Source organism: Ruegeria sp. BF8 (assembly GCF_056538625.1).
The window spans coordinates 1-15,132 of the sequence record NZ_JBQFTL010000004.1 but is presented as its reverse complement, the minus strand read 5'-3'; the positions used below and the strand labels follow the sequence as shown (position 1 = coordinate 15,132).

At 60.4% G+C, this 15,132-nt stretch carries 19 protein-coding genes and 1 tRNA gene; 8 read left to right on the top strand and 12 right to left on the bottom strand.

Features of this window, described 5'->3' with window-relative positions; genetic code table 11:
* Window positions 1-6: 6 nt before the first annotated feature.
* Both ACR0LD_RS13620 and ACR0LD_RS13615 read right to left on the bottom strand, forming a co-directional pair.
* Window positions 7-552 carry an RNA polymerase sigma factor gene (locus tag ACR0LD_RS13620; RefSeq protein WP_170367748.1) on the bottom strand — a complete coding sequence of 182 codons (546 nt, stop codon included), beginning with the start codon at window positions 550-552 and terminating at the stop codon, window positions 7-9.
* Entirely contained in the window at window positions 545-769 is a 225-nt protein-coding gene (locus ACR0LD_RS13615; RefSeq protein WP_244952464.1) for a NepR family anti-sigma factor, read from the bottom strand. Before ACR0LD_RS13615 ends, ACR0LD_RS13620 begins: the two co-directional genes overlap by 8 nt.
* Before the next feature lie 57 nt (window positions 770-826).
* On the opposite strand from ACR0LD_RS13615, the gene ACR0LD_RS13610 reads away from it, so the two are divergent.
* Both ACR0LD_RS13610 and ACR0LD_RS13605 read left to right on the top strand, forming a co-directional pair.
* Complete coding sequence (locus ACR0LD_RS13610; RefSeq protein WP_480637435.1) at window positions 827-1,642, top strand: response regulator; 816 nt, start codon at window positions 827-829, stop codon at window positions 1,640-1,642.
* 58 nt (window positions 1,643-1,700) lie between these two features.
* Window positions 1,701-2,636, top strand: coding sequence for a mechanosensitive ion channel family protein (locus tag ACR0LD_RS13605; RefSeq protein ID WP_170360317.1), 936 nt, complete (start codon window positions 1,701-1,703; stop codon window positions 2,634-2,636).
* Window positions 2,637-2,772: 136 nt separating this feature from the next.
* On the opposite strand, the gene ACR0LD_RS13600 is transcribed toward ACR0LD_RS13605, so the two are convergent.
* From ACR0LD_RS13600 to ACR0LD_RS13590, 3 genes are all read right to left on the bottom strand, one after another.
* Window positions 2,773-3,525 (bottom strand): outer membrane protein, encoded by a 753-nt coding sequence (locus ACR0LD_RS13600; RefSeq protein ID WP_480637433.1) that lies wholly within the window; start codon window positions 3,523-3,525, stop codon window positions 2,773-2,775.
* A 157-nt stretch (window positions 3,526-3,682) separates the two neighbouring features.
* Window positions 3,683-3,758 (bottom strand) — tRNA-Val (locus ACR0LD_RS13595).
* A gap of 77 nt (window positions 3,759-3,835) precedes the next feature.
* Window positions 3,836-5,089 (bottom strand): aminotransferase class V-fold PLP-dependent enzyme, encoded by a 1,254-nt coding sequence (locus ACR0LD_RS13590; protein WP_480637431.1) that lies wholly within the window; start codon window positions 5,087-5,089, stop codon window positions 3,836-3,838.
* A 240-nt stretch (window positions 5,090-5,329) separates the two neighbouring features.
* Here ACR0LD_RS13590 and modA point away from each other — a divergent pair, with 240 nt between their 5' ends.
* From modA to modC, 3 genes are read left to right on the top strand one after another with little or no spacing between them, the layout of a single operon-like run.
* Window positions 5,330-6,106, top strand: a complete 777-nt coding sequence (gene modA / locus ACR0LD_RS13585) for a molybdate ABC transporter substrate-binding protein (protein WP_170367757.1) — start codon at window positions 5,330-5,332, stop codon at window positions 6,104-6,106.
* Window positions 6,107-6,110: 4 nt separating this feature from the next.
* Window positions 6,111-6,803, top strand: a complete 693-nt coding sequence (gene modB, locus ACR0LD_RS13580) for a molybdate ABC transporter permease subunit (RefSeq protein ID WP_170342025.1) — start codon at window positions 6,111-6,113, stop codon at window positions 6,801-6,803.
* Window positions 6,800-7,897, top strand: a complete 1,098-nt coding sequence (gene modC, locus ACR0LD_RS13575) for a molybdenum ABC transporter ATP-binding protein (protein ID WP_480637429.1) — start codon at window positions 6,800-6,802, stop codon at window positions 7,895-7,897. The genes modB and modC overlap by 4 nt, the downstream gene beginning before the upstream one ends.
* Before the next feature lie 9 nt (window positions 7,898-7,906).
* Here the strand turns inward: modC and ACR0LD_RS13570 are convergent, their stop codons facing one another.
* From ACR0LD_RS13570 to ACR0LD_RS13560, 3 genes are read right to left on the bottom strand one after another with little or no spacing between them, the layout of a single operon-like run.
* Window positions 7,907-8,083, bottom strand: coding sequence for a hypothetical protein (locus ACR0LD_RS13570; protein WP_244952465.1), 177 nt, complete (start codon window positions 8,081-8,083; stop codon window positions 7,907-7,909).
* Window positions 8,084-8,122: 39 nt separating this feature from the next.
* Window positions 8,123-8,275, bottom strand: a complete 153-nt coding sequence (locus ACR0LD_RS13565; RefSeq protein WP_244952466.1) for a toxin-activating lysine-acyltransferase — start codon at window positions 8,273-8,275, stop codon at window positions 8,123-8,125.
* 15 nt (window positions 8,276-8,290) lie between these two features.
* Window positions 8,291-8,419 (bottom strand): hypothetical protein, encoded by a 129-nt coding sequence (locus tag ACR0LD_RS13560; RefSeq protein ID WP_280525669.1) that lies wholly within the window; start codon window positions 8,417-8,419, stop codon window positions 8,291-8,293.
* 192 nt (window positions 8,420-8,611) lie between these two features.
* On the opposite strand from ACR0LD_RS13560, the gene ACR0LD_RS13555 reads away from it, so the two are divergent.
* The gene (locus ACR0LD_RS13555) at window positions 8,612-9,022 is read left to right on the top strand and encodes a hypothetical protein (protein ID WP_170365228.1); all 411 of its coding nucleotides are present in this window, start codon (window positions 8,612-8,614) and stop codon (window positions 9,020-9,022) included.
* Between the two features lie 4 nt (window positions 9,023-9,026).
* Here the strand turns inward: ACR0LD_RS13555 and hemF are convergent, their stop codons facing one another.
* Genes hemF through clpS form a run of 4 tightly spaced genes read right to left on the bottom strand, consistent with a single transcriptional unit; the run spans window position 9,027 to window position 12,104 of the window.
* Window positions 9,027-9,911 carry an oxygen-dependent coproporphyrinogen oxidase gene (hemF, locus tag ACR0LD_RS13550; RefSeq protein ID WP_170367761.1) on the bottom strand — a complete coding sequence of 295 codons (885 nt, stop codon included), beginning with the start codon at window positions 9,909-9,911 and terminating at the stop codon, window positions 9,027-9,029.
* Between the two features lie 8 nt (window positions 9,912-9,919).
* Window positions 9,920-10,720 (bottom strand): SDR family NAD(P)-dependent oxidoreductase, encoded by an 801-nt coding sequence (locus ACR0LD_RS13545; protein ID WP_170343228.1) that lies wholly within the window; start codon window positions 10,718-10,720, stop codon window positions 9,920-9,922.
* 37 nt (window positions 10,721-10,757) lie between these two features.
* A complete protein-coding gene (locus ACR0LD_RS13540) occupies window positions 10,758-11,723 on the bottom strand; it encodes a class I SAM-dependent methyltransferase (protein WP_170446243.1) in 966 nt (321 codons plus the stop codon).
* 39 nt (window positions 11,724-11,762) lie between these two features.
* The gene (clpS, locus tag ACR0LD_RS13535; protein ID WP_093963054.1) at window positions 11,763-12,104 is read right to left on the bottom strand and encodes an ATP-dependent Clp protease adapter ClpS; all 342 of its coding nucleotides are present in this window, start codon (window positions 12,102-12,104) and stop codon (window positions 11,763-11,765) included.
* 92 nt (window positions 12,105-12,196) lie between these two features.
* Between clpS and ACR0LD_RS13530 the strand changes: the two genes are divergently transcribed.
* The gene (locus ACR0LD_RS13530; RefSeq protein ID WP_170342015.1) at window positions 12,197-12,898 is read left to right on the top strand and encodes an HAD family hydrolase; all 702 of its coding nucleotides are present in this window, start codon (window positions 12,197-12,199) and stop codon (window positions 12,896-12,898) included.
* 306 nt (window positions 12,899-13,204) lie between these two features.
* Window positions 13,205-14,578 (top strand): D-alanyl-D-alanine carboxypeptidase family protein, encoded by a 1,374-nt coding sequence (locus ACR0LD_RS13525; protein ID WP_480637426.1) that lies wholly within the window; start codon window positions 13,205-13,207, stop codon window positions 14,576-14,578.
* Window positions 14,579-15,132: the final 554 nt, after the last annotated feature.

Sequence of the window (15,132 nt, the reverse complement as noted above, 5' to 3'; positions counted from 1 at the left end):
CGATCGTCAGGCCGCCGGTTGCGTCTGAACGATTGCCGCCGTTACCGCATCGGTCAATTCGATGGGTTCGTCATCTTCCAAATCCATCAGTTCGGCCAGTTGCGCGCGGGCCCGGTTCACCCGGCTTTTGATCGTTCCAAGGGCGACGCCGCACATCTCGGCTGCTTCCTCATAGGAAAACCCTTGTGCACCGACCAGCACCAACGCTTCGCGCTGCTCATCCGTCAACTGCTCAAAAGCAACCGCAAAATCCTTCAAGGCCAAACGTCCGTCATGGTCGGGCTTCTGCGACAGGCTCTCCGCCATGACACCATCGATATCCTCGACCTCGCGCTTGCGTTTGCGGTGCAGAGAAAAATAGGTGTTCCGGACGATGGTGAACAGCCAAGCCCGCATGTTGGTGCCTTCTTGGAACGAGTCGATATTGCTCCATGCCTTAATCAATGCGTCCTGCACGATGTCATCGGCCGTGGCGCCGTTTCGGCACAAGCTGATCGCAAAGGCACGCATCGCGCCAATATGTTCGACGAGCTCTTCTCGCGGATCAACCATCCGAGCCTCCCGTGTCACCGCTTTTGGAGACACTGGTCTGATTGCGCAGTTTTTCAAGAAGATCGACGAACCGGTCCGGAACCGGTTCGTTGGCAACCTCATCGAAAGCCCGCTTGAGGTTCTCGTCGATCCTTTGCTCTATTTCTTGCCGATGGCTTCGGCTTGGCTGTGGTTTTGTCATGGCATCATCAAAAATTTTTACTTTTGCTGGAACCATAACGCCCCAGTATGCGTTTGGTTCCCGAGTTTAGAGAAAAAAATGAGGAAAACACAGATGACTGAGCTGACCGGAGTTTCCGTCGCAGATCAAATTGGCCCGCTCTTGCCGTTTCTGCGCCGTTATGCCCGTGCCCTCACCGGCTCACAGGACAGTGGCGACGCCTACGCCGCAGCATCGCTTGAGGCGATCCTTGCAGATCCCGCCCAGTTCGATGCCGATCTCACGCCGCGTGTCGCGCTGTTTCGTGTTTTTCACGGTATCTGGTCAACGTCGGGAATGACCGTTGACGCCGATGGCGGCAGTTCCGACATTCAATCGCGCGCCCACGCCCAGTTGGCACGACTGACGCCGAACACGCGCGAGGCCTTGCTGCTGCGCACGGTCGAAGAGTTCTCGGTCAGCGATATCGCCGCAATCATGCAGATAGAACCCGCTGAGGCGCAGAAGCTGATCGATATCGCCTACGAGGAAATGGCCCGCCACACTTCTGGGCGCATTTTGATCATCGAAGACGAAGCAATCATTGCGATGGATCTTGAAACTATGGTGACCGACCTGGGCCACCGGGTCACCGGCGTCGCACGCACCGAGACGACCGCCATCGAACTGGCCGAGCGCGAGCCGTTCGACCTGATCCTGTCGGACATCCAACTGGCGGACAAATCCAGCGGAATCGATGCGGTGAACCGCATCATTGCCCAGCACGGCGATTGCCCCGTCATTTTCATCACCGCCTTCCCCGAGCGCCTTCTGACAGGCAAAGGCCCCGAACCGGCCTTTCTGATTTCCAAACCCTACACCGAAGAACAGGTCAAATCGGCCGTCAGCCAGGCCATGTTCTTTGCCTCTAGCGCCGTGATCGAGGTCTGACGCGGCAGGGCCGCGCTGCAAGACACGAAAACTCAGGCGATGAAACACGAGGAACACCATGGAAAACGAGATTGCACAGACCGCAGAGACCGTGACGAACACCGTTTGGGCCGAACTGTCGCAAGTTCTGAATACCGAGCTGTATGACGGGAAATCGCTGAGCGACCTGCTGACGCTCGAGGCCCTTCTTGGCCTCGTCGCGAACACGATCGCCGCGCTGATCCTGTTGGTTCTTGGGCTTGTGATTTCAAGATATGTCAGCCGAAAGATCCGGGGCGTCGGTGAAAAATCGGAACGTCTTGACGACACGCTTTTCAACTTTCTTGGCAATCTGGCGCGCTATACGATCCTGGCGTTTACGGGGCTGTTCATTCTGAACACGTTCGGGGTGCAGACGACGTCGATCATCGCGCTGATCGGCGCCGCGGGTTTGGCCATTGGTCTTGCCCTGCAAGGCACATTGTCCAACGTCGCAGCCGGCGTGATGATCATCCTGTTCCGGCCGCTCAAGATCGGCGATTTCGTTGACGTGAACGGCGTGCTCGGTACCGTAAAAGATATCACCCTGAACTACACTGAAATTGCGGATATGGGGAACGTCAAGGTTATCGTTCCCAACGCCGAGGTGTGGGGAAACACCATCAAGAATTATTCCGTCTATGAGACCCGTCGTGCCGAATGGACGTTTGGCGTTGGATACGGCGTCAACCTGGCGGAGGCCGAGCGTGTCATTCGCGATACGATCATGTCGGACGCCCGTTCGCAGGCAGATCCCGAACCGTTCATCCAGGTGAACAACCTTGGCAGCAGCAGCGTCGATTTTCTTGTCCGCGTTTGGTGCAAGTCTTCGGACTACTTCCAGTACCAGGCAGACATGAAGCGCAAAGTCAAAGAAGCGCTGGACGAAGCCGATATCAATATCCCGTTTCCGACCCGCACGCTGTTGATCGAAGACGTCGAGAGACGGCAAGAGAAGGCGATCGCGGCAGAGTAACCTTGACTGTTGATCTTAGGGGGTCTGAAGCCGGAACTCCAAAAAAGCGAACGTCATCGGGGTGCCGAAAGACAGTATTTATGCGTCGCAGGACGGGCTTTGCATGTCGAGCGTCACCTAGTGGGCGGCAAATGCCCTAGAATCGGTAGGTTGCGCCAATGACCGGGCCGGATTGGTGGAAGCTGAAGTCATTGCCATTGATGTCGTGATCAAAGGAAATGTAGCGGTACCCGCCGCGTAGCAGCCAGCGGTCGTTGATCGCATAGTCCGCAGTCAGAAGGACCTGCCAGGTTTCGCTGTCGCTGCGGAACCCGCCATAGTCCAGGAACCCGGTTCCCGACCATTTGTCCGAAAACGCGACCCGGGCACGGACGCCGATCACCGGATCAGTCCAGCTGCTGTCGACCGACCTCTGATTGCCGGGCGCTGTTCCGGGCAACAGGTTGAACTTTGTTTCAGTGCTGAACCATCTGAACCCGCCAGCCAGATCGACGCTGGCTGTTGGCGTTTTGAGGACGCGGTAGCCGACATAGCCGCTCAGGAACTGGGTTTTGAACGATGTGTCCAGACCCGAACTTGCCGGTCCGGGGGTCTCGTTCAAGAAGGACAGGTTCGTATAGTTGTAGTCCGCAAGGAACGACCAACGGCCGTTCGACGCGGTAAACGTGCCCATGAACGCCAGGTCGAGGTTTTCCAGCGCGTCAGGGAAGCTGAGTGTGCCATCCAAGGTTCCCGCCGGTGTGTCCAACGACACTTCGGTTTCAGGGGTGAACAGGTAGATCGTGGCCGAATAGGACCAGTCGGACTGCTGAGAGAGTGCCGAGGTCGCTGCTGAAATCGCCAGCGACAGGCCAAGCATCAGGGGTTTCGCGATCCGTACCGTCTTCATGATGTCCCTCCGGTGAGCCCGTTTTGGCTTTGACCCACAATAAAGGAGGCTGCCGGCAAACCAAAATAGTATTTTGATTTGTGCATGGGTTGGCGCGACGAGCCGGAAATAGCAGGTCATACCCGCGCAAATACTGAAAATGGAGAAGAGGTTGGGATGGTGGGTGATGAGAGACTCGAACTCCCGACATCTTCGGTGTAAACGAAGCGCTCTACCAACTGAGCTAATCACCCGTGAGGGGGGATTTAGCCAAGCTGGTGGGCCGGCGCAAGAGGGTCTTTCAGAATTTCTGCGCCGGTGGCCGTGTGTCTCAGGGATTCATGTCTTTCAATGCCGTCAGCAGCTGCGCGACTTCGTGCTCGGTGTTGTAGTGGCACAGCGAAATCCGGATGCAATCGGACAAGCCCAACGGGCTCAGCACGTTCCCGCTGTAATGGTCGGCCTTGCGGGTGTGGGTTCGGATGCCCTGCGCGTTCAGGCGCGAGACCACGTCGGCCGAGGGCATGTCGCGGACCACGATCGACACCAGTCCTTCGCGGGCGGGGTTGTCTTCTCCGGCCAGAATCGCGACGTGATCCATATCGCGCAGGCCGGGCAGGTTGCCCACGCCGTTGATCATCGCGTTGGTCAGATGGGTCTCATAGGCATGAATCGCCTGGCCGGCGGCCTCGATTCTGGTGCGTTGGTCAGGGGCATCCGACACCTGGCCGCCCAGCCAGTCGAAATAGGCAACCACGTCGGACATCGTGGCGTAGGCGCCGGTATCGCGCGTGCCGAATTCCCAACCATCAGCTGGCGCGTCAATCAGTTGGTCATGGGGCAGGGCGGTCAGCCGGTCGGAGATCCAGGCAATGCCGTAGCCATGCCGGGAAAACACTTTGTAGGGTGAAATCGCATATCCATCGACTTCATAGCTGTCGATATCCAACTGTCCGTGTGCTGCGTGCTGGATGCCATCGACGATGATGAAACAATCCGGCGACACCGCCCGGATCGCGCGCGAGATTTCAGCCACGTCCATTCCCATTCCCGTCACCGGCGAAGCGTGCAGGATCGTGGCGACCGCGACGTCCGGTGTCATGTGGGCCGAATAATCTGCGGCCGTAACCAAACCTGTCGCGTCGTTATGCGGCACGTTCACATAGTCCAATCCGGCAAGGCCCGCCCAGCGGCGCGCGGCGCTGCGGCTGGCGGGATGTTCGATCGAGCTGCCGATCACCTTTGCCCCTTTTGGCGCATTCACGCAGGCCGTGCGGATCATGCGGAACAGCAGCTCTGTTCCGCTTTCACCCACGAAGAACTGCCCCGAAGGCGCATTCATAAACACGGCAAGATCTGCCTTGGCACGGCTGATGATGTCGACCAACGCGTGACTGGCGGGGTTGTCCCGCCCCTGATTGTCCGGGATGGCCGCAAAACGGGCCGAGGTTTCGACCACCGAGTTCAAGGTCAGTGCGCCGCCGGCATTTTCGAAAAAGATGCGGGGACCCTGAAAGGGGCAGCTGTCCACATGGGCAAACCGCGCGCGAACGGTGTCGATCAATCCCGGGGTTTGGTGCAGCATGGTGTACGTCCTGTTTGGTTCATGCCCAGACTCGTCTTGCGAGTGCGCGACATCAATTTCGTTTGCGACAGATTGCGGGTTTGGGATGCCGCCTTTTTCTCCGGGCTTACTCTTTCGACGCCGGAAAGACCAATTGATTCCGGACTCTGCATGGCACGCCGGCGGGAATACACCTTGCCTGCGGCCCGCTGCCTCCGATATGCCAAAAGCAGTGCGACCGTCCGAACAGGAGAGCCGGGGATGCAGTTCGACACATGCCGCCGTCTTGTTGCGGTTGCCGCCGTTTGCGGCGCGTTGGTTGCCCCGGTTCGGGTTGCGGCGGCTGAGGTCCTGGTGTTCGCGGCGGCCAGTCTCAAGACCGCGCTGGACCAGATCGCTCCGGAATTCGAGGCCGCGACAGGTCAACAGGTTACGGTTTCCTTCGCAGCCTCTTCCGTTTTGGCCCGGCAGATTCAGCTGGGCGCGCCGGCCGATCTGTATATTTCGGCCAATACCGCCTGGATGGATGTTCTTGAGCGGAACGGAGACATCGACCCGGCGTCGCGCGTCGATCTTGTGGGCAACGGGCTGGTGCTGATTGCGCGCGCAGGGCAGCCCAGCGAACAGACGCTTACGCCGGACTTCGATCTGAGCGGTCAGTTGAAAGGCGGCTATCTGGCGATGGCCCTCGTTGATGCGGTTCCCGCCGGAATCTACGGCAAGGCCGCGCTGACTGCCCTGGACCTGTGGAACGATGTTCAGGATCAGGTGGCTCAGGCCGACAACGTGCGCGCGGCCTTGGCGCTTGTCGCAAGCGGCGCGGCACCAATGGGTGTTGTCTACCGATCCGATGCGCAGGCCGAGGCCCGGGTGGATGTGGTCGGAATTTTCCCTGAAGGCACGCACCCGGTGATCGTCTATCCCGCGGCCCTGACCGCGACTGCACGGCCTGAGGCGCATGTCTTCCTCGACTACCTGCAGAGCGAACCGGCGACCGGCATATTCAAGGCGCAGGGTTTCACCCTGCCGCACGGATAGCGCCATGGGTTGGCTGGGCCCCGCCGAGATCGAAGCGTTGCGGCTGTCTCTGCGCGTCTCTTTCTGGGCGACGATCGTTTCGCTGCCACTCGGGATATTCGTCGCCTACGCACTGGCCCGCTGGAGGTTTCCCGGCCGACAAGTGCTGAACGGTCTGGTGCATCTGCCGCTTATCCTGCCACCGGTCGTGACCGGTTATCTGTTGTTGCTGACCTTCAACGTACAAGCCCCGGTTGGTCGGGTGCTGGCTGATCTGGGCGTCGTTGTGGCTTTCCGCTGGACCGGAGCCGCACTGGCCGCCGGGATCATGGCATTTCCGCTGATGGTTCGGGCAATCCGCCTGTCGATCGAGGCGGTTGATCCAAAACTGGAACAGGCCGGAGCGACGCTTGGGGCATCGCAACCTTTTGTCTTTGTCACCGTGACTTTGCCTATGATTTTGCCGGGGATCATCGCAGGGGCAATCCTTGCCTTCGCAAAGGCGATGGGCGAGTTCGGAGCCACGATCACCTTCGTGTCGAACATTCCCGGCCAGACCCAGACTCTGCCGTCGGCCGTTTATGCCTTCCTTCAGGTGCCGGGCGGTGAGAGTGCCGCGATGCGGCTGGTCATCATCTCGATCGTCATCGCCATGGGGGCGTTGCTTCTGTCGGAATATGTGGGGCGTCGCGCAGCGGCCCGGGTGGCCGGAACATGAGCCTCTCCGTGCAGATAAGCCACCGCCTGCTGGGCATTGACCTGGACATCCTGTTCCAGGCGCCGCGGGGTGTGACGGTTCTGTTCGGACGATCGGGGTCGGGCAAAACCACCATTGTGGATGCCGTGGCCGGTTTGCTGCGCCCCCAGGCTGGGCGGGTCGCGGTGGATGATTGGGTGCTGTTCGATACCGAGCAAGGCCATTGGTTGCCGCCGCATCGCCGCCGGCTGGGGTATATCTTTCAGGAAGGCCGCTTGTTCCCGCACCTGACCGTGCGCCAAAACCTGTCGTACGGCCGGTGGTTCGCTCCCCGGGGCGCGCGCCGTGAAAACCCCGATCACGTGATAGAGATGCTGGGCATCGGCCACCTGCTGGACCGTCGCCCCGCCCACCTGTCGGGCGGTGAAAAGCAGCGTGTCGCCATTGGCCGTGCTCTGCTGGCAAGTCCGCGGTTGATCCTGGCCGATGAACCTCTCGCTGCGTTGGATGAAGCGCGAAAGGCCGAGATCCTGCCCTATTTCGAGCGATTGAGGGACGAGGTCTCGGTGCCGATTCTCTATGTCACGCATTCTGCGGCCGAAGTGGCCCGCCTTGCCACCTCGGTCGTGGCGTTGCAGGACGGCAAGGTGCTGCGGCAGGGACCGGCCTCCGAAGTGCTGGCGGATCCCTCGGTTGCGCCGACAGGTGTGCGGGCTGTGGGTGCGGTGCTTGAGGTCAGTGTGGCCGCGCATCACGAAGACGGCCTGACGGAACTGACGGCAAACGGTGTCCGACTGTTCCTGCCGCGCATCCCGCATTCGGTTGGCGACACGCTTCGGATCCGCATCCCCGCCCAGGAAGTCATACTGTCGGACCGAAAGCCCGAGGGTCTGTCGGCGCTGAACGTCCTGCAGGGCACCGTCGAGTCCGTGCGCGCGGGCGAAGGGCCAGGGGCGATCGTTTCGGTCCGAACACCGGCGGGCACGCTGCTGGCCCGTGTGACGCGCCGGTCGGTCGATGCCCTGGCGTTGCAGCCCGGCAAACCGTGCCACGCGGTCGTCAAGACCGTAGCGCTGGCACCGCAGGATGTCGGTGGACGGGTCGCCAAATCTTAGGCGGCAGGGTCAATCACCCTGTTCTTTCAGAAGCTGCGAGAACTCTTTTTTCCGGTACAGCTTCATATGGACCTTGCCGGCCTCATCCCGGGTCCATTCGACGATGCGGTTTCGGGTCATGTCGCTGTCCATGCGGTTCGTGCGCACCCTCGGGTGCGGAATCTCGCGTTTCAGAATCTCGACCATCTGGTTGGTCTGTCCGCAAGGTGCGACCAAATCGACGATTCAGAAAGATGAACCGCTGGTGAAATCAGTATCCATCAAAGGCTTTTCCTGCACCGCATATCGGTATTCCGCTTCAGGGCTGAGCCCGGCAAAGGTCACGAAACCGCGCGGGAATCCGTTTTGGCGAAAGATGTGATACTGCCCCAGCCGCAAAGGCGTTTCGAATGCTTACAGAACCTGGGCGAGGCTGCGTTGCTGGTGGGTTTTGGTCAGCCCGGCAAGGTAGAAGAGCGCGCCGAAATCGGCGTATTTCTCGGGAGAGATATCAAACCAGTCCTTTGGAAATTTTCTGCTCAAACCTGACCTCAACCCCTTGGGACATCGGCAGTATATCGGGCAAAGTCTTGAAATGGTACTTGTTTTCTGTCGCCGCCGAAGCTGAGAGGGCGTGTGGGCGCGGCCTGTTTCCAAAGGTGACCGGGTTTGGCTTTACTCAATGGACATGCGGCCTATGATTGGCACAACCCGGTTTTTTGGCGGATAGTTTTGATGAAGCATTTGATTTCAGCCCTGGTTCTGTCTGCAACACTGTTGGCTCCAATTGCCGCACAAGCTGTCGGGTTCGGCATCGGCGTCCGCCCGACCTACCGCACCGAGATAAGATCCGTAGGAGACGGTGTGTACGAGGTCAAGGCAATCGGGTCGTCAGCCCCTGTCAACTACTGGTGCGGGATCGGCGATTTCGCCATTCGGCAGTTGGGTGTCCCCGGTTCGCAACGGATCTACATCTGGAGGGCTTACGAGCCGGGTGTCCGAACCGTGCAATTCTCGTTGAAGCCGCCGCCGGGCGTGGATACCACCCCCGGCTATTCAATCACCGTCAAGCGGGTGGGCGAGAACATGTCAGCGTCCTCAGCGCAGAACTACTGCTACGACAACTTCATGGATTTCGGGTTCTGACGTCTCAGACCCACTTGGCCAGCGGCGGCAGGCTCATCAGCACTGCGTCTGGGTCATGCCCGGTTTCCAGCCCGAATTTCGTGCCCCGGTCATAGACCAGATTGTATTCGGCATAGAGCCCGCGGTGCACCAGCTGGGTGTCTTTGTCCGCTTCGGTAAAGGGCTGCACGCGCCGCTTTTCGACCAGCGGCAGAAAGGCCGGCAGGAAAGCGCGGCCAATGTCCTGGGTCAGCGCGAAATCGGCCTGCCAGTCTCCGGTGCAGTAATCATCCATGAAGATCCCGCCGACGCCCCGGGCGCGCTTGCGGTGCGGGATGTAGAAATACTCGTCGGCCCACTCCTTGAGGCGCGGATAGTGCCCTGGTCCGTGCGGGTCCAGATGCGCCTTCTGCGTGGCGTGGAAATGCGCCGTGTCCTCGGGGTACTCGATGCAGGGGTTCAGGTCGGATCCGCCGCCGAACCACCAGGCATGCGGCGTCCAGAACATGCGGGTGTTCATGTGAACGGCCGGGACATGCGGGTTTTGCATATGCGCCACAAGGCTGATGCCCGAGGCCCAGAACCGCGGGTCGTCGGCCATACCGGGGATGCCCTTGCGCGCGGCCATCGCCTGTTGTGCCCGCTCGCCGAGCGTGCCGTAGACGGTCGAGACATTGACGCCGACCTTCTCGAACACGCGGCCACCGCGCATGACCGACATCAGCCCACCGCCCGCGTCCGAGCCATCCTCAGACTGGCGTCGAGTTTCCTTGACTTCGAACCGCCCGGCGGGGGCATCGGAAAACGGCCCCGCGTGGTGGCTGTCTTCCAAAGCCTCGAAGGCCGCGGCGATTTCGTCGCGCAACTGGCGAAACCAGGCCGAGGCGGTGGATTTTTCCGTTTCAAACATCGTCAGGCTCAATGCGCGGGGGCGGCAACCGGGTCCAGAAGGGTCCGTCCACCGTCAATTGTCAGGACTTGCCCGGTAATGAACGCAGCCGCGTCCGAGGCAAGGTATTGCGCCGTTTCGGCCAGCTCGGCCGGGGCGGCAATGCGGGCCAGTGGGGTATGATCCTCAATGTCCCGCCGATAGTCCCGATTGTCTTTCAGGGTGGCCTGCAGTGATGCGCTCATGACCGACCCCAACGCAATCGAGTTCACGCGGATCCGATGAGGCGCAAGCGCCACTGCTAGGGACCGGGTCAACTGGTCCTGCGCGGCGCTGGAAACCGAATAGGCCAAAAGGCCTGGATGCGCGCGCTGACCGGCGATCGAGGACAGGTTGATGATCGAACCATTCGGTCCCTCTTCCTGATCCTCGGATTGTTTGATCATCCGCTTGGCCACAAGCTGGCTCAGCCGCAGGGCGGGCATCAGGTTCTGGTTCAGAAGGGTGCGAACCGAGTCGTCTTCCAGGTCCAGCGGATCCGTCGGGATGACCTGTCTGGCCCCGTTGACCAGAATATCGACCTGATCGAATGCATCCAGAGTGGCCGAAAGGAGGTTGGCGATCGTCAGCTTTTCGCGCAGATCACCGGCGAAGTAGCGGACGTTGCTGTCGTCGGCCTGTTCGCCCAGTTCTTCTGCCAGACGTTTCTCGTCCATGTCGGCGAACATCACGTTGGCGCCCGCATCGGCAAAGTGACGGCCGATGGCAAGGCCGATGCCGTTGGCGCCTCCGGTAACGATGGCGGTCTTGCCGGCTATGGAAAAGGACATGTGTTTCCTCCTGAGTCGCGGCGCAGGTTAATCGGCTTCACCGCCGAGGGCGAGAGGCGTGGAATACCTTGAACCGGTTGTCGCCTGCAATTTCCTCGACCCGCGCGAAAGCGTCAGTCAAAGTCGTTTCATAGGGGAGATGGCGGTTGGCGACCATCCACAAGTGGCCCGAGCGGGACAGGTTGCGCGCGGCGGCGGTGATGAACCCACGCCCCAGGTCGGGATCGGCGCTGCGCGACGTGTGAAACGGCGGGTTCATGACAACGGTGTCCACGGGTTCTGGCGCAGACCACGTCACCGCATCTGCCCAGTGGAACTGTGCCCTTGGGTCGGGCACGTTGGTCCGGGCGCATGTCAGGGCAGTATGGTCGGCTTCGACGAGATGCAGCGTGCGCACAGTGTCATCCTGCAGCAGCCCGGAGGACAAATAGCCCCACCCGGCACCCAGATCGGCGACCCGAGGTCCAAGCTTTGGTGGAAGGGTCTGGCGCAACAGTGCCGAAGCAGGATCGACCCCGTCGGCCGAAAACACCCCGGGCGCGGTTTGGAAGCCATCCGCCATCTGTCCTGTGGACGCGGCCCAGTCTGCAAATGCGTCGGGATCGGCCTTGAACCAGAAGATCTTGCCATGCGCCTTGGCGATGGGGCCCTCGATCTCGACCCGCTTGCGAACGTCCTTCAGCAAGCTGTCCACGCCATCTGTCTTGGCACCATCAACGGCAACCGTTCCCGAGGCCCGGCTGCACGCATGATGGATCATGGCGCGTGCCTGCGCTTTGGCGCGGGGCAGAAACAGAACCACGTCTTCGCAGGCGCTGTCGGTTTCGGGCACAGCTGCCAAGCCGCGGTCCCGGAAATGGTCGTGGAATGGTTTGAAAGGTTGAACAATCTCGACACCGTTCGGCAGCGCCGACAGGTCATGATCCGGCGTCGGTCCAATGACCGATATCGGTTCCGACAGGGTCAGGCCCGAGTCGAGGGCGAGAGACAATCGTAAGGACATCAGAGCGGGTTGAAGGGGGCAGAGGCGCGCGTCGCGACCCTACTCCTCTCTCTCCATGGTGCATTGAAGCGGGTGTTGGTGCCGACGAGCGAAATCCATCACCTGCCCAACCTTGGTCTCGGCAATCTCGTGGCTGAATACGCCGACCACGGCCACACCTTTCTTGTGCACGGTCAACATGATCTCGAAGGCCTGCGCATGGGACATCCCGAAGAACCGCTCGAGCACATGAACCACGAATTCCATGGGCGTGTAGTCGTCGTTCAACAGCAGCACCTTGTACAAGGGCGGTCGTTTGGTCTTGGGCTTGGTCTGAACAAGGATTGACGTGTCGCCATCGTCTTCCGATTTGCCAGCCATCATCCAACGGGCTTCAATCATGTCGCGAGATTTTCCGATTCACACTTCGGGTCGTTTCAGGGCTTATATAACGTCGACCCACCCAGAGGAAAGAGCAACCGGGCGGATTCGAAATGGATGAAAACCTGACCATCGTCGCTTTCGACGCTGACGACACCTTGTGGCACAACGAGCGTTTCTTTCAGCTGACCCAAGCGCATTTTGCTGCGCTACTGGCGGATCATGCAGACCGTGACCATCTGATGGAGCGGTTGTTGGCGGCCGAGAAGCGCAACATCCGCCACTATGGGTATGGCATCAAAGGTTTCGTCCTGTCGATGATCGAAACCGCAATCGAGGTGACGGAAGACAAAGTCCCGGCCAGGGTCATCCGCGAACTGATCGAAGCCGGGCAGGAGATGCTGTCCCACCCGATCGAGCTGTTGCCTCACGCGCGGGAGACGGTCGAGACAATCGCAGGCACCCATCGCATTGTTCTGATCACCAAGGGTGATCTCATTGATCAAGAGCGCAAACTGGCCCAATCGGGATTGGGTGAACTGTTCGACGCGGTCGAAATCGTGTCGGAAAAGACGCCCGACACCTATAGCGAAGTCTTTCGGCGGATGGGGCAGTCACCTGCCGGTGCCATGATGGTCGGCAATTCGATGCGGTCGGATGTGGTCGCGCCGATCCAGGCGGGGTGCTGGGGCGTGCACGTACCGCACGGTCTGGTGTGGGAGATCGAGCAGGCCGAGATCCCGACAAGCCATCCCCGTTTCCGGGAGATCCGCGATTTGGGAGATCTTCCTGATCTGGTCCGGCAGATTTCCTGACCTGTGACAGATTGGCCCCAGTTTCAAACTTTTACGACGAAGCCGCGCCAACTTTTTGACATCTTCGCCGTTTTGGTGGCGGCCATCCGTTGGGCCGCAACATCTAGACGCCACCGAGCGGAGCCGCTGCCGCGGATTTTTCAGCTTTCGGTTTATTTCAACAGTGCTGTGTGTTAGCCTCGACCAAATAAGCAAAAAGGCTGACCGGGAAAACTCGGCGGCGCGAGGCAGACAGAGGCAAAGATCGTGCAGATTCGGCGGATAGTTCCGGCGCGGGCGGGCTTGCTCGTAGTCACAGTGGTATGGATGGCGCTGGTCCTGGCGACTCAGGCGCTTGCGGCTCCTTATGCGGCAATGGTCATTGACGCCAGAACCGGTGAGGTTCTGCACTCCCGCAACGCCGATACCAGGCTGCACCCTGCTTCTCTCACCAAGATGATGACCCTCTATATCGCCTTCGAAGCGGTGCGGAACGGTGAGATCACGCTGGACACCCAGGTGCGGATCACCAAGGCCGCGGCGGCCGAGCCGCCCTCCAAGCTGGGCCTGCGGGCGGGCCAGACCATAGCGTTCCGTTATCTCATCCGCGCGGCCGCTGTGAAATCGGCCAATGACGCCGCGACAGCGATCGGCATCGCTCTCAGCGGATCCGAGGCCGCCTTTGCGCGCCGTATGACCCGCACGGCCAAGGCCATGGGCATGAGCCGCACAACCTTCAAGAACGCACACGGGCTGACCGAAGCGGGCCATCTTTCGACTGCGCGTGACATGACCACGCTGGGTCGGCACCTGCTTTATGACTATCCTGAGTATTACAACCTGTTTTCACGCCAATCGACACATGCGGGCATCAAGACTGTTCCGAACACCAACCGGCGGCTGCTGGCAGCCTACCGGGGCGCCGACGGCATCAAAACCGGGTACACGCGCGCTGCGGGCTTCAACCTTGTTGCTTCGGCCAAGCGTGGGGACAAACGGATCATCGCAACCGTGTTCGGTGGCAAATCCAGCACTTCGCGCAACGCCAAGGTGGCCGAGCTACTGGACATGGGATTCCGGCGCGCCCCGTCGCGCGCTCCGATCCGCAAACCTGCCCGTCCGGCATATGCCGGGAACACCGGGCTGGGTGGAGCCACCCAATTGGCCAGTGCGGTCCGCGCACCACAGCGCAGCCTTCGACCTGTGATGCGACCCGGGGCTGGGGTGGCCATCCAGGTTGCCGGCGCCGTGGCTGAAACCGCAGCCAAGAACGGTGCACGTATTCAAGACGGCATCGCCGCGGCGATCGCCGCAACGGATATCGCGCCGACGGCGCCTCCGGTCGAGAATGCCGACACGCGCCCGGCCCTGCGCCCCGAGAACCTTGTGCTTGCATCGACCGAGCCCGCAGAAGTCGTGGCCGAGCCCGAGCAGGAGGTCGTTACCCGTCTGTCCACGTCGGGCGGGCATCTTTGGGGCGTCAATGTCGGGCGCTACACCACCCGCTACGAGGCCGAGAAGGTTTTGCTGAAAACGGCTTTGTCGGAAATGACGACACTGGAAGGCACTTTGCGCAAAGTGAACCAGAGTTCGCGCGGGTTCGACGCGACCTTCCAGGGCATGACCCGCGAGCAGGCGGATCTGGCCTGTCGCCGCCTGAAGGCGCGCAATGTCACCTGTTTCATGATCGGGCCATCATAAGGTCCGACACTCTCTCCTGGATCGTTGCTGGCCGCGAATGGATTTCGCGGCCTTTTTTTGTGCCTTAAATGGGGTGGTCATTCGGTCCGGCCGGAGGCCAATGGCGCTGTGCGCGTCAAGTAGATGGGGGAGGCGCAATACGCTGTGTTCGGCGCACCAACGCTTGTGCGTTCCGAGCCGCCAATCGGGCACAGAGTGAGTCGACTCATGGGGCGCGAGTCGAGTGTTCTTGTGGTGATGTCCGGGCGCTTTCGCTATATATAGTGGTCTGGTGAGGTCGGGCTTAGAAACCAGCGGGTCGGGCTTGATCTACGGGGGTGAAATTCCCAACGGTGGAGCTAGGTGGCTGTTGTCTAAGTATCTGACAGGCATTGATAAAAATAAAATCAGCAAAAAAGTTCGGCAGTTTGTCATTTTCTGCTTGCGGTGATTTGTAGTTATCCTTAGAACGCCCTTCACCGGCGCTGCTGAGGCGGTGTTGGTTGGTCGGAAGGACGGCCTGACGGACTGGAAAGACGGTTGAGACGCCTGGGAGAGACCGGGGGCATCTTGAG

Coding starts and splice junctions, on each gene's coding strand:
- ACR0LD_RS13620 (WP_170367748.1), bottom strand. CDS start 552: ATGGTTGATCCGCGAGAAGAGCTCGTCGAACATATTGGCGCGATGCGT.
- ACR0LD_RS13615 (WP_244952464.1), bottom strand. CDS start 769: ATGGTTCCAGCAAAAGTAAAAATTTTTGATGATGCCATGACAAAACCA.
- ACR0LD_RS13610 (WP_480637435.1), top strand. CDS start 827: ATGACTGAGCTGACCGGAGTTTCCGTCGCAGATCAAATTGGCCCGCTC.
- ACR0LD_RS13605 (WP_170360317.1), top strand. CDS start 1,701: ATGGAAAACGAGATTGCACAGACCGCAGAGACCGTGACGAACACCGTT.
- ACR0LD_RS13600 (WP_480637433.1), bottom strand. CDS start 3,525: ATGAAGACGGTACGGATCGCGAAACCCCTGATGCTTGGCCTGTCGCTG.
- ACR0LD_RS13590 (WP_480637431.1), bottom strand. CDS start 5,089: ATGCTGCACCAAACCCCGGGATTGATCGACACCGTTCGCGCGCGGTTT.
- modA (WP_170367757.1), top strand. CDS start 5,330: ATGCAGTTCGACACATGCCGCCGTCTTGTTGCGGTTGCCGCCGTTTGC.
- modB (WP_170342025.1), top strand. CDS start 6,111: ATGGGTTGGCTGGGCCCCGCCGAGATCGAAGCGTTGCGGCTGTCTCTG.
- modC (WP_480637429.1), top strand. CDS start 6,800: ATGAGCCTCTCCGTGCAGATAAGCCACCGCCTGCTGGGCATTGACCTG.
- ACR0LD_RS13570 (WP_244952465.1), bottom strand. CDS start 8,083: ATGGTCGAGATTCTGAAACGCGAGATTCCGCACCCGAGGGTGCGCACG.
- ACR0LD_RS13555 (WP_170365228.1), top strand. CDS start 8,612: ATGAAGCATTTGATTTCAGCCCTGGTTCTGTCTGCAACACTGTTGGCT.
- hemF (WP_170367761.1), bottom strand. CDS start 9,911: ATGTTTGAAACGGAAAAATCCACCGCCTCGGCCTGGTTTCGCCAGTTG.
- ACR0LD_RS13545 (WP_170343228.1), bottom strand. CDS start 10,720: ATGTCCTTTTCCATAGCCGGCAAGACCGCCATCGTTACCGGAGGCGCC.
- ACR0LD_RS13540 (WP_170446243.1), bottom strand. CDS start 11,723: ATGTCCTTACGATTGTCTCTCGCCCTCGACTCGGGCCTGACCCTGTCG.
- clpS (WP_093963054.1), bottom strand. CDS start 12,104: ATGATTGAAGCCCGTTGGATGATGGCTGGCAAATCGGAAGACGATGGC.
- ACR0LD_RS13530 (WP_170342015.1), top strand. CDS start 12,197: ATGGATGAAAACCTGACCATCGTCGCTTTCGACGCTGACGACACCTTG.
- ACR0LD_RS13525 (WP_480637426.1), top strand. CDS start 13,205: ATGGCGCTGGTCCTGGCGACTCAGGCGCTTGCGGCTCCTTATGCGGCA.